We start from the raw sequence: 13,220 nt of genomic DNA, 5'->3' as shown, positions 1-13,220 counted from the left end.
TACCCTAATCGTGTGAGACTAGGGTGCAAGAAAGAAGCCACCCTTTCCGGTCTCACAGGACTGAATTAAAAGGTTATTATTATGAAGCAATCTGCTTAGATTGTTTTATTTGTTTCGTTTCCGGTAGTAGTAGATTTAACAGTACACCTACAATTGCTGCTAGTGCCATTCCTTCTACTTGGAATGATTCTCCTACATGAAGTACCGCTCCACCAATACCGATTACTAATATTACTGATGCAATCATTAAGTTTCGTTTGTCACTTAAATCTGTTTTATCATCTACCATCATGCGTAATCCGCTTGATGCGATTACACCGAATAGTAAGATTGATACACCACCCATAACTGGTGTTGGGATCGAATGAATCAGTGCAGAAATCTTACCGATAAATCCGAACATGATTGCGAATACTGCTGAACCGATGAATAAGTATACACTGTATGCTCTCGTAATTGCTAGCACACCGATGTTTTCACCATACGTTGTATTCGGTGGCCCACCGATTAGTGACGCGATTAATGTTGCTACTCCGTCACCGAAGATTGAACGGTGTAAACCTGGTTTTTCAATTAAATCTCTTTTAATAACATTTCCAAGAACAATTTGATGTCCGATATGTTCTGATATTGTTACTAGTGCAACTGGTACCATCAAGAGTACAATCTTCCATGAAAACTCTGGTGTGTATGTTACAAATGGTACTGTGAAATCTGGTACAACAAACCATTTTGCCTCAGCTACCGGCTTTAAGTCTACTAGCCCTTGGAAGTAAGCGAAGATATATCCGCCGATAATGCCAAGTAACACTGGTATGATACTGAAAAATCCTCTTCCAAATATCGAGCATATAATTGTAATTGCTAATGTTACTAACGCTACTGAAAAGTGTGTAAAGCTATATTTGCCATCCGCACCGTTCATCGCCATGTTAACTGCTGTATGTGCTAAAGCTAGACCGATTACCATTACTACTGGACCAACTACGATTGGTGGTAGTAATTTCATAATCCACTCTGATCCTGATTTCTTAATTCCGAGTGAGATTAAGATGTACACAAGTCCTGCTAGCAAACCACCAAGCATTGCCGCTCCCGGTCCACCTGCCGTTTTCGCTGTTATAATCGGTGCGATAAAGGCGAATGATGATCCTAGATAAGCAGGTACTTGACCTTTCGTTATAAGAAGAAACGCTAACGTTCCTAATCCACTTGATATTAATGCTACTGATGGATTCAATCCTGTTAAAAACGGAACAAGCACTGTTGATCCAAACATCGCGAACAAATGTTGTATACTTAAAAATAACCATTTTCCCGGTTTCGGTACTTCATTAACGTCTAACACTGGCTTTTGTTCCATTGTTACATCCTCCTTCAGTTTAAATCTTTGCAATAAAAAAACTCTTTGTGCCTGTGCACAAAGAGTCCTACACTTTCGTATGCCAAATTTGACATATGAAAGCCAAGACCCTTTGGCAGCCTCACAGGACTACATTTAAAAGGGCTTTACTTATCGTATATGCTTACTCGATCTTGTTGATCTGTCTCTTGCAAATCAACTTCGATACGCTCTTCACTTGATGTTGGAATATTCTTCCCTACATAATCAGCGCGAATTGGTAATTCGCGATGACCTCTATCAACAAGAACCGCCAATTGGATTTGAGATGGTCTACCTAAATCCATAAGAGCATCCATTGCTGCTCGAACTGTTCTTCCTGTATATAATACGTCATCCACAAGGATAACTTTTTTCTTCGTAATATCTACAGGGATATCAGAACCTTTTACAAGTGGTTCTTTATTTTTCGATTGTAGTGTTAAATCATCACGATATAACGTAATGTCTAACTCTCCAACTTCCATTTCTTTTCCTTCAATTTGACCAATTCGTTCTGCCAAACGTTGTGCAATAAAAATTCCACGAGTTTTAATTCCGACAAGAACACAATTATCGACACCTTTATTTCGTTCCACGATTTCATGACTAATTCGTGTTAAAGCGCGGCGAATCATTTGGTCATCTAAAACGACAGCTTTCTCTTGCATGCTCTACACCTCCAAGCTTTTTTCTTGCGTGAGAGTAATGGTATAAAAAAAGTCCTCTCAGCGTGTGCGAGAGGACTTTTGAAAAAAGGGTACAACATACCCTAAGTATTTCAAACCGTTACCTTCTCAACCTCACGGGGCTGTGTTAAAGGATCATTATTTAACTGTTGTCAGTATCTCAGTTTTCTTATGATTTGTCAATACTATTTTCGTAAAATATTTAATGCGTCTTCAAACACTTCTGGAATCGGTGCCTCAAACTGAATATATTCACCAGTACGAGGATGATCAAAGCCTAAAATACCCGCATGAAGTGCTTGTCCATTCATATCTAACGTTTTCTTCGGACCATACTTCGGATCTCCTGCAAGTGGATAGCCAATATATTTCATATGAACACGAATTTGGTGCGTACGTCCCGTTTCTAAGCGACATTCTACAAGTGTAAAGTCTTTAAAGCGTTCTAACACTTGGAAATGCGTAACAGCGTTCTTACCATTTTCATCAACTGTCATACTTTGACGCTCTTTCTTATCACGAGCAATCGGAGCATCAATCGTTCCCTTATCATGCGGAATCACACCGTGTACAATCGCTTTGTAACGTCTCGTTACTGTTTTTGCTACAAGCTGATTTACAAGCGATTCATGTGCCATATCATTTTTAGCAACCATTAATAGTCCAGATGTATCTTTATCGATACGATGCACGATACCTGGACGCATTACACCGTTAATGCCTGATAAGTCTGTACAATGGTGCATAAGGCCATTTACAAGTGTACCACTTGTATGCCCTGGTGCTGGATGTACAACCATACCACGTGGCTTATTTACAACAAGCACATCTGCATCTTCATAATAAATTTCTAAATTTAAATCCTCTGGTTGAATATCTAACTCTTCTGGTTCAGGAATTGTTACTGTAATTTCATCTTCTTCTTTTACTTTATAATTCCCTTTTACCGCTTTCCCGTTTACTGTCACAACTTCATCTTTAATCCATTGCTGCACTTGCGTACGTGACCATTCGTTATTTATCCCTGTAACGAATTTATCAATTCGCTCGTTTTTTTGCTCTGCTGCAACTGTTACTTGTACTACTTCACTCATTCAATTACTCCTTCGCTTTCTTGCCTTCTAATAATGTTTGAATAATAATTAATACAACACCAATACATAATGCTGAATCAGCTATATTGAATACTGGATAGTTGTACGAGAAAATATACACGTGAATGAAATCCACTACTTCTTGTCTAAATACACGATCAATAAAGTTACCAATTGCCCCGCCCAAAATTAGGCCTAACGAAATACCTAGAAGCTTGTCTGTTTTCGCATACTTTTTCATATAAAATACAATAAACACTACAAAAACAACTGTAATAATGTAGAAGAACCACATTTTATTTTCTAAAATACCCCAAGCAGCGCCTCTATTTCGATGTGATGTTATGTATAATACATTGTCGATAATCGGAATACTCGTACCCAATTCCATGTTCTTTACAATTAACCACTTCGATATTTGATCGATAGCAATGACGAATAACGCTATTACATAATATATCATTTTCATTTCCCCCACAAAGACAGTGTACCTCAAAATTTTAGCATAGCTGCTACCTTTTCACAATGAACCTTTATAGAAGAATAAAATAAATTAAAAAAAGGTAATATAATATCGTTGTGCGTATTCATACATTTACCTTTTCATAAAAGAATTCATGAATCGTACGGGCAGTCGGCATTGTCTTCATTTGCTTTGTCGAAATTAATCTCCCCGTATCTTCACAAATACCATACATGTCTATTTCCATTTTAAATAATGCGCGTTCTACATCCTTTAAATCCTCTTTTATATCATGTAATAGCAATTTTTTCTTTATCTCTTCCTTAATTTCATATCCAAGCTCTTGGCTGAACTCGACATCATATTTGTGCATTACTTCTTTAGCTAGTCTCTCTTGCAACTCTTTTCTCATCAATTGCAATTCTTCTTTTATTTCCATGTAAATTTCATTCACGTGTACATTCCTCCTAGCTGTAATGTACAGTTAGTGTGTCCGAAATTTATTTGCTTACCTCACACACATTTTTCCTTCACAGGAAAGAGTCTGAAAGTGATTTTGATATGCCATCAACAAAAAAACTGACTGCATCAATAGCAGTCAGCTTTTTTTATTATTTTACATAGTTTTCTTTAACAACTGTTGCACAACGCTCACATAATGTTTCATGTTCAGCATCTTTACCAATTGTTTCTGAAACTACCCAACAACGTTCACATGTTTCACCAGTTGCTTGAGCAACAACAACCGCTGTATGTTCATACTTCGGTGCATCTGCTGGCGCTTCATCCATCATACCACCAAGTTTATACTCAGAAACGATGAATAATTGCTTTAAGTCTTCACTAATAGACTCTAACATAGCTTTCATTTCTGCAGTTGGATATAGCGTAATGCTTGCATTTAATGACTTACCGATTACTTTTTCATTACGAGCTACTTCTAGTGCTTTTAACACGTCATCACGTAATGTCATAAATGCATCCCATTTTGTTTTTAACGCTTCCGCGTCATCTAATTGTACAGCTTCTGGCATATCAGTTAATTGTACACTTTCTTCTGTTACGCCTGGAATGTATGGCCATACTTCATCAGCTGTATGCGGTAAGATTGGTGTTACAAGTTTCGTTAACGCAACAAGAACATCATATAATACAGTTTGAATCGCACGACGATCTTCGTGGTTTGCACCTTCAATATATAAAATGTCTTTTGCAAAGTCTAAATAGAATGAACTTAAATCAATTGTACAGAAGTTATGAATTGCATGATACACAGCAGCGAAGTCGTATGTCTCATATGCTTCTTTAACTTTTGTAATTAAGTCATTTAATTTCACTAACATGTAACGATCTACTTCACGAAGTTCAGCTACAGCTACTGCATTTTCACTTGGCTTAAAGTCGTCTAAGTTTCCTAATAAGAAACGGAATGTGTTACGGATTTTACGATACACTTCTGCTACTTGTTTTAAAATATCATCTGAAATACGTACGTCAGATTGATAGTCAACAGAAGATACCCATAAGCGTAAAATGTCTCCGCCTAATTGATCCATAATTTTCTTCGGTACGACAATGTTTCCAATCGACTTACTCATCTTACGTCCTTCACCATCTAGTACGAAACCGTGACTTAGTACGCCTTTATATGGAGCTTTACCTGTTACAGCAACTGCTGTTGATAATGAAGAGTTAAACCAACCACGATACTGGTCAGATCCTTCTAAATATAAATCAGCTGGACGCTGTAAATCTTCGCGCTCTTCTAATACCGCTTGGTGAGAAGAACCTGAATCGAACCATACATCCATGATGTCTGTTTCTTTACGGAATTCGCCATTTGGGCTACCTGGATGTGTAAATCCTTCTGGTAATAGATCTTTCGCTTCACGCTCGAACCATACGTTAGAACCGTGTTCACGGAATAAATCTGCTACATGGTTAATTGTTTCATCCGTAATAATTGGATCACCATTCTCAGCATAGAATACTGGAATTGGCACACCCCATGCACGCTGACGAGAAATACACCAGTCACCACGGTCACGAACCATATTATGAAGACGAGTTTCTCCCCATGCTGGTACCCATTTTGTTTCTGCTACAGCTTCTATTAATTCTTTACGGAATGCTTCAATAGATGCAAACCACTGTGCTGTCGCACGGAAAATAATTGGTTTTTTCGTTCTCCAATCATGTGGGTATGAATGTGTAATGAATGTTAGTTTCAGTAACGCGCCTACTTCTTCTAATTTTTCTGTAATTGGTTTGTTAGCTTTATCATAGAATAAGCCTTCAAATCCAGGTGCCTCATTTGTTAATACACCTTTATCATCGACTGGGCAAAGTACTTCTAATCCATACTTTTTACCAACAACGAAGTCATCTTCCCCGTGTCCTGGTGCTGTATGAACACAACCTGTACCTGCATCTGTTGTTACGTGGTCTCCTAGCATAACTAATGAATCACGATCGTAGAATGGATGTTTTGCAACTGTGTACTCAAGTTCGCTACCTTTTACTGTTTTCACAACTTCAGCATTTTCCCACTCTAACGTTTTTGCAACTGTCTCAAACAGCTCAGAAGCAATGATATATTTCTCATCGTTTACTTTTACAATGCTATATTCAAGCTCTGGGTGAACAGAAATACCTAAGTTTGCAGGTAATGTCCAAGGTGTCGTTGTCCAAATGATGTACTTTTCATCACCTTCTAATACGTTCTTTCCATCTTTTACAGGGAATGCTACGTAAATAGATGCTGATTTTTTATCTTGATATTCAATTTCAGCTTCCGCTAAAGCAGATTCACTCGTTGGAGACCAGTAAACTGGTTTTTGACCTTTATAGATATAACCTTTTTTCGCCATGTCACCAAACACTTTAATTTGTTGTGCTTCATAAGCTGGCTCTAAAGTAATATATGGATTATCCCAATCTGCACGTACACCTAGACGCTTAAATTGTTCACGTTGACGTTCTACTTGTTCATATGCATACTCTGCACATAACTTACGGAACTCAGCAACTGTCATTTCTTTACGTTTTACACCTTTATTTGTTAAAGCTTGTTCAATTGGTAAACCGTGCGTATCCCATCCTGGAACATATGGCGCACTAAAACCAGTCATTGATTTATAACGAACAATAAAGTCTTTTAATACTTTATTTAATGCATGTCCCATATGAATGTCACCATTCGCATATGGAGGTCCATCATGCAATACAAATAAAGGACGTCCTTTTGTATGTTCTTGTACTTTTTCGTAAATATTCATTTCAGCCCATTTTTCTTGCATTGCAGGCTCACGTTTTGGTAAATTCCCACGCATTGGGAACTCTGTTTTTGGCATCAGTAATGTATTTTTGTACTCCATGCTCAATTCCTCCTTACATGTATAAAAGAAACACTTAAAAAACGGAATAAAAAAGAGACCTTCTCATCCCAAAAAGGGACGAGAAAGTCTCCCGCGGTACCACCCTAGTAGATCATATACATGTGTATAGAATCCTCTTTATATTCTTAACGCGAATACACGCCTACGCTTACTCTATTTGTTCAGCGCGGAACTCCAGGGTGATATTCCCACTATCTCCTTATCCTGAGCTTACACCATCCTCAGTTCGCTATATAAGGTTTGAAAAGGTACTTATCCCTATCTTCGTTTTTCTTAATAAATATGTTGTTTAAAATTATATGTAATAATGAGAAAAACGTCAAGCTTACACTGTTTCTTCTTTTTTCAACAGTTCATCTACTTCGTCTTCTAATTCAATTAGTTTATCCCAATCATCGTTGTTTAACATCTCAAGCTGTGTTTCTAATAACATACGGAAACGAGTTCGGAATACTTTCGCTTGTTTCTTTAGCTCTTCAATATCAAAAGCAACTTTTCTTGATTTTACTAATGCTTCGTTAATAATACGATCAGCATTCTTTTCAGCTTCACGCACAATTAATTTCGCTTCTTTTTGCGCATTACGTTTTACTTCTTCCGCTGCTTCTTGTGCAACGACGATAGATTTGTTTAACGTATCTTCAATATTAGAGAAATGATCTAACTTCCCTTCTAACTGCGCAACTTTTTCTTCTAAAGCTTTTTTCTCACGAATGACCAATTCATAATCTTTGATAATTTGATCAAGAAACTCATTTACTTGATCTTCATCATAGCCACGGAATCCGCGACCAAATTCTTTGTTATGAATATCTAATGGTGTTAACGGCACAACGCCACCTCCAAGTAGTTATCTAAATTTCCTCTTTCAATTATATCTTTTCTTCGACAAAATAGGAGGATTTCCTTCTAAAAAACCAATCATTTTAGTATACCATACAAAATTCTCCATTTGTCGCGTTTTGTTCTACCTTCTACAGAAAATAATTTACTTCGGCCATATCCTCTAACAGAAAAAACATCTCCTGGATAGCATTCATAAGAAGTTTGCTCCACTGTTTTCCAATTGACTTTTACTAAACCATTTTTTATGAAAGGTTGTACTTTCTGTCTAGATAAATGTAACATTTCAGCTAACATAACATCTAAACGAAGTGAAGAAACCGTTCCAGATTTCTCTCCCCACGTTTCATCTATCTGTAGAATTTGTTCTCCTTGCACTGACGCTAAAGAGACTTTTACTTTCCCTATTGATTGTAAGTTCATCTCAATATACGATACAATTTCTTTCGCAACTACAATTTGGGCACGATTTTCTTGCAGCAAAATATCACCACATTTTTCTCTTGTTAAACCAAGAGACATAAATGTACCTAATATTTGCCTATGTTCTAGCGTATAAAACTTGGAAGGATAGTCAATTTCTAATACTTCTACTTGAAATTCTTCTTCATTTAATTCTAGATAGTCTGGATAAATAAGTGCTCTTTTACGCTCTGCATTAGGCGTTGCACCACCAAATTGCACAGCAACATCACCTTGTCCTATTACCATAGAAACAATTTGTTGTTGCCTAGGATCAAGAAAATCCGTTAACTTCACTTGATGGTATTCCGCCGCTCGCTTCCACTCTAGCACTTTATCCACAAAGACCTCCTCATCAGGCCTAAAATGTTCGTAGATGCTCATGTATTTACCTTCTTACTATAAGAAATAGCTTAATAAACTGAACAAACCAGTTTTAGCAAGTTTCAACGCAAAGATCGCAACGATTGGAGAAATATCAATCATTCCAAGCGGCGGAATAAAGCGGCGGAATGGTTCTAAATACGGTTCACAAATACGTGCCAGGAACTCTCCAAAAGCTGATTCCTTTGCACCAGGAAACCATGATAGGAGAATGTAAATAATAAGTGCCCACGAGTAAATCTCGATAGCATAACTTAACACTATAAAAACTGTTGTCATGGCGTATTACCACCTCTTTATATTTGTTTCTTCTTCTTCACCGAATAACTCTGAAATCGCACCAACAATATCTACATTTTCAGGTGTACACATAAATGTTTTCGGTCCTATTTTTTGAATGTCCCCGCCTATAGCGTATACAGTACCACTTAAAAAGTCAACGATACGTACCGCTTGATCAGTAGACATTCTCTGCAAATTAATTACAACAGCTCGTCTACCTTTTAAGTGGTCCGCAATCCCTTGTGCTTCCGAATATGTGCGTGGTTCTAATAAAACAACTTTTGAAGATTGTTTTGCTGTTTCAATACTCACAACATTTTGCTTCGGTTGCGCTTTCGGAAACGTAACGTCTTGTTGTTCTGGTGGATCTTGCTGCTTTTTCATGTCTGTTTGCTCCTTTTCATAACCATATTGAGCTGCTTCTTTTTCTTCCGGTGTATCAAAAAAGAAGTATTTTACTTTTGACCAACTCATAATAAGATTCTCCTTCCTTTTACGCTTTTCCTACTAAAATCGTTCCCAAACGAATATATGTAGCCCCTTCTTCAATTGCAATTGTGTAATCATTGGACATTCCCATTGATAATTCTTTACATGGCGCATGTAATAACTCTAGCTCCTGCACCTCTGTTTGCAGCATACGTAATTCCTTAAAACAGCGTCTGATTTCTTCCTCTTCTTCTGTAAATGGAGCCATCGTCATTAGTCCAACCACTTCAATTTTATCGAATTCTTGCAAACTTTGAATAAAAGAAACAACCTCTTCTATTGCCAATCCTTGCTTCGATTCTTCAGATGAGGTTTTCACTTGAATAAAGCATTTCACTTTCTTATCAGCACGTTTCTGAATTTCTTTCGCCAGCGAAAGACGATCTAACGAATGTAAATAATCAATTTCATTAATGATTTCTTTTACTTTTCTCGTTTGTAATGAGCCAATAAAGTGCCAATTAACTTTTGAACCGAAATGCTCGTATTTCTGTAAGAAACCTTCATTTCTATTTTCACCTAAATCGATAATTCCAGCTTCAATTACTTCGTTTGTTTTTTCAATCCCTACAGTTTTTGTAACTGCAACAAGTTTAATATCTTGCAACGAACGTCCAGCTCGAGCGCAAGATTCTTTAATAGCTTCGTTTACAATTACTAAATTTTCTTGTACTGTCACTTGCTTCCTTCCTCCTTAAAACCTATGAAACTCAACATTCTTCCTGTCTTACCTTGATCACGACGATGAGAGAAAAATAGTTGCTCTTCACAGCTTGTACAAAGAGATGACATTACAATATGCTCTTCTTTTATGCCTGCTTGTACACATAATATACGATTAATTTCTTTTAAATTAATTGCGTACTGCCCGTCAGAAATTTTTTGATGAGGAACAGCACCGCTAACTACTTCCTGTGCTGCTGTTAATACACGATCATCCACAACATAACAACAAGATCCGATCGACGGCCCAATTGCAACATGAATTTCATCACTTGAAATACCTTCTGCATTCCACTTTTGAATCATTTCCTTTGCAATCTCTTGTACAGTGCCTTTCCATCCAGCATGCGCAAGTCCTATCATACCATGTGATGGTGCATAAAAATAGAGCGGAACACAATCCGCGTAACAAGACGTTAACAGAACATCTTCATTACTCGTATAAATGCCATCTGTTTTTGAAATGCCGTCCTCATATGAATAGACACCACTTCCCTTTTCCTGTTGCCCTACTTTTTCAACATGATGAGCATGAACTTGTTCAGAGCAAATCCAGTTTTCTAATGGTTTTTGTAACTTATTTGCTAAAATGCGTCTGTTTTCATGAACGTTCTCCACGATATCATTCACATGTAATCCTAAATTCATCGCATGAAAGGAGCCCGTACTTATCCCACCATCTTTTGTCGTAAATCCAGCAGTAATGTTTCCAAGTTCTTTCCACGCTTGTAAATACAGTATACCGTCCACATATTTAAATGGTTCTCTCATAATAAAGCGGCTCCTTTTAATTAAAATAACAGAAAAAAGCATGGTACTTCCTGTCTATTTTACCATACTTTTATTTTTTCATAATCCTAACAGAAAAAAAAGAGGAATTTGTAATATTCTTTATGAAATTGTCGGTGTTTGTATTGATTCTGTTACAGAATTAACAGGATTTACTCTTACAAGTATGACATCCTCCCCAATTTTCACAATTTCCTTCCAAGGAATTACAATCTCAACATCTTTTCCAAAAATACCTAGCATACGTGTCTGTTTGGAAATAATAACAGAACAAACTTGCCCTGTGTTCATATCAATTTCAATATCTCCAATATTCCCAATCCTTTTTCCATCTGAAATATTTATAACATCCTTCATCTGTAACTCTGAAATTCGTATCACCATTTTTATCCTCTCCCTTATATGACAAATTGGAAACTGTTTCTCATATTTACAGGAAGCCATCTATACGAAACACCATGCTAGTTTCATTATATGAACACTAATCCCCTACTATGAGCACAAACCATATTACATATAAAAAGGTCTCACCATAATTGGTGAGACCTTATCCTTGAATCGTTTTATTCATTTGTTTAATAGCTGACTTCTCTAAACGTGATACTTGCGCTTGGGAAATCCCAATTTCTTCTGCAACTTCCATCTGTGTCTTTCCTTGGAAGAAACGTTTTCTAATAATCATTTTCTCTCTATCATTTAAACGCTTCATTCCTTCTTTCAATGCTAATTCTTCAACCCACTGCTCGTCCTTTTGTTTTTCATCACTTAACTGATCCATAACAAAGATAGGATCTCCCCCATCATTATAAATCGGTTCAAATAATGAAACTGGATCTTGAATCGCATCTAAAGCAAATACTATCTCTTCATGAGTTACTTCTAGCACTTTTGCAATATCCATTGCTGTTGGTTCTTTTGAATTTTCTGCAATCAATTTTTCTCTTACTTGCAAAGCTTTATACGCAATATCTCGCAATGAGCGCGATACGCGAATCGGATTATTATCACGCAAATATCTGCGTATTTCCCCAATAATCATCGGCACAGCATACGTTGAAAATTTTACATTTTGGCCTAAATCAAAATTATCAATTGATTTCATAAGTCCGATGCAACCAACTTGAAATAAATCGTCAACATATTCTCCTCTGTTATTAAATCTTTGGATGACGCTCAGTACAAGACGTAAGTTTCCATTCACTAATTTTTCTCTTGCGCTTATCTCTCCACTTTGCATTTCACGAAATAATTTACGCATTTCATCATTTTTTAATACTGGAAGTTTAGCTGTATCAACACCGCAAATTTCTACTTTGTTTCTCGTCAAAGTGTTCCCTCCTATCGGGAGTTGCTGTACAGTGTAAAGTATTTCCTTTGAAGGGGATTTTATGCATGTGGTTTTTTCACGATTTTTTATTTAAATTATCTTTCCTAATACAACTAAATAGAATAAGACCAGCCTACATAACGGCTGGTCTTATTCTTCACACCATTTTATTAAATTCTTTTCGTAATCTTTTTATAATTCTTTTTTCTAAACGCGAAATGTATGACTGTGAAATCCCAAGCATATCCGCCACATCTTTTTGCGTCTTTTCCTCTCCTCCAGCAAGCCCAAACCGAAGTTCCATAATTTGTTTTTCACGATCATTTAATTGGTGTAATGCTTTCATTAAAAGGTGACGATCTACAGTAGCTTCTAAATCTTTTGTAATAATATCATCATCTGTACCTAACACGTCAGACAATAACAGTTCATTCCCATCCCAATCAATGTTTAGTGGTTCATCAAAAGAAACTTCCGAACGATTTTTGTTATTTCGACGTAAATGCATTAAAATTTCATTTTCTATACAACGCGATGCATATGTTGCTAATTTTATTTTCTTTTCTGGATTAAATGTATTTACCGCTTTAATAAGGCCGATTGTTCCTATACTAATCAAATCTTCAATATTTATCCCTGTATTTTCAAACTTTCTTGCTATATATACAACGAGCCTTAAGTTACGTTCAATAAGTAATGACCTTGCTGCCTGATCTCCTTTTGGCAATTTATTCAAAAGAACTTCCTCTTCTTCTTTTGTTAACGGTGGTGGCAACGCTTCACTTCCACCAATATAATAAATTTCATCGGTCTTAATTCCTAATTTCAGCAATACTTTATACCAAAGGTATACTAAATAAAATTTTAATTTCATCATATTATCCCGCCTCTCATTT

The 13,220-nt window shown here is 36.6% G+C and carries 15 protein-coding genes and 1 other annotated feature; all 15 genes read right to left on the bottom strand.

Translation table 11 applies throughout. From position 1 onward, the window contains the following. Positions 1-79: 79 nt before the first annotated feature. The 15 genes from uraA to sigE all read right to left on the bottom strand — a co-directional run bounded on the left by uraA (position 80) and on the right by sigE (position 13,201). Positions 80-1,363, bottom strand: a complete 1,284-nt coding sequence (gene uraA / locus HMAS_RS05095) for a uracil permease (protein ID WP_000435928.1) — start codon at positions 1,361-1,363, stop codon at positions 80-82. A 146-nt stretch (positions 1,364-1,509) separates the two neighbouring features. Beyond that, complete coding sequence (gene pyrR, locus HMAS_RS05090) at positions 1,510-2,052, bottom strand: bifunctional pyrimidine operon transcriptional regulator/uracil phosphoribosyltransferase (RefSeq protein WP_001156491.1); 543 nt, start codon at positions 2,050-2,052, stop codon at positions 1,510-1,512. Between the two features lie 203 nt (positions 2,053-2,255). Next, positions 2,256-3,164, bottom strand: a complete 909-nt coding sequence (locus HMAS_RS05085) for an RluA family pseudouridine synthase (RefSeq protein WP_000005833.1) — start codon at positions 3,162-3,164, stop codon at positions 2,256-2,258. A 4-nt stretch (positions 3,165-3,168) separates the two neighbouring features. Continuing rightward, positions 3,169-3,627: a lipoprotein signal peptidase LspA gene (gene lspA, locus HMAS_RS05080; RefSeq protein ID WP_000642180.1), complete on the bottom strand. Its 459-nt coding sequence runs from the start codon at positions 3,625-3,627 to the stop codon at positions 3,169-3,171. 124 nt (positions 3,628-3,751) lie between these two features. Next, positions 3,752-4,081: a molecular chaperone DnaK gene (locus HMAS_RS05075; protein WP_001002955.1), complete on the bottom strand. Its 330-nt coding sequence runs from the start codon at positions 4,079-4,081 to the stop codon at positions 3,752-3,754. A gap of 157 nt (positions 4,082-4,238) precedes the next feature. Then, complete coding sequence (gene ileS2 / locus HMAS_RS05070) at positions 4,239-7,004, bottom strand: isoleucine--tRNA ligase (protein ID WP_000455951.1); 2,766 nt, start codon at positions 7,002-7,004, stop codon at positions 4,239-4,241. A gap of 71 nt (positions 7,005-7,075) precedes the next feature. Then, positions 7,076-7,299: a binding site (T-box leader), on the bottom strand. Between the two features lie 51 nt (positions 7,300-7,350). Next, positions 7,351-7,857: a septum site-determining protein DivIVA gene (gene divIVA / locus HMAS_RS05065; RefSeq protein ID WP_001131611.1), complete on the bottom strand. Its 507-nt coding sequence runs from the start codon at positions 7,855-7,857 to the stop codon at positions 7,351-7,353. Positions 7,858-7,946: 89 nt separating this feature from the next. Next, positions 7,947-8,714 (bottom strand): RNA-binding protein, encoded by a 768-nt coding sequence (locus HMAS_RS05060; protein ID WP_002164454.1) that lies wholly within the window; start codon positions 8,712-8,714, stop codon positions 7,947-7,949. Positions 8,715-8,729: 15 nt separating this feature from the next. Beyond that, entirely contained in the window at positions 8,730-8,993 is a 264-nt protein-coding gene (locus HMAS_RS05055) for a YggT family protein (protein ID WP_000214232.1), read from the bottom strand. A gap of 6 nt (positions 8,994-8,999) precedes the next feature. Further along, positions 9,000-9,470 (bottom strand): cell division protein SepF, encoded by a 471-nt coding sequence (locus HMAS_RS05050; protein WP_000119129.1) that lies wholly within the window; start codon positions 9,468-9,470, stop codon positions 9,000-9,002. Between the two features lie 19 nt (positions 9,471-9,489). Next, positions 9,490-10,164, bottom strand: a complete 675-nt coding sequence (locus HMAS_RS05045; RefSeq protein ID WP_000218005.1) for a YggS family pyridoxal phosphate-dependent enzyme — start codon at positions 10,162-10,164, stop codon at positions 9,490-9,492. Continuing rightward, the gene (gene pgeF / locus HMAS_RS05040) at positions 10,161-10,979 is read right to left on the bottom strand and encodes a peptidoglycan editing factor PgeF (RefSeq protein WP_001209008.1); all 819 of its coding nucleotides are present in this window, start codon (positions 10,977-10,979) and stop codon (positions 10,161-10,163) included. The genes HMAS_RS05045 and pgeF overlap by 4 nt, the downstream gene beginning before the upstream one ends. Positions 10,980-11,099: 120 nt before the next feature. Next, a complete protein-coding gene (locus HMAS_RS05035) occupies positions 11,100-11,381 on the bottom strand; it encodes a YlmC/YmxH family sporulation protein (RefSeq protein WP_000236750.1) in 282 nt (93 codons plus the stop codon). A 163-nt stretch (positions 11,382-11,544) separates the two neighbouring features. Continuing rightward, the gene (gene sigG / locus HMAS_RS05030) at positions 11,545-12,324 is read right to left on the bottom strand and encodes an RNA polymerase sporulation sigma factor SigG (protein ID WP_000197753.1); all 780 of its coding nucleotides are present in this window, start codon (positions 12,322-12,324) and stop codon (positions 11,545-11,547) included. A 157-nt stretch (positions 12,325-12,481) separates the two neighbouring features. Further along, entirely contained in the window at positions 12,482-13,201 is a 720-nt protein-coding gene (gene sigE, locus HMAS_RS05025; protein WP_000976948.1) for an RNA polymerase sporulation sigma factor SigE, read from the bottom strand. Positions 13,202-13,220: the final 19 nt, after the last annotated feature.

Origin of the sequence: Bacillus sp. HMA207 (genome assembly GCF_003402455.1) — a bacterium.
Lineage (GTDB): Bacteria > Bacillota > Bacilli > Bacillales > Bacillaceae_G > Bacillus_A > Bacillus_A cereus.
The sequence above is the reverse complement of the archived record's forward strand: the minus strand, read 5'-3'. Positions and strand labels throughout refer to the sequence as shown.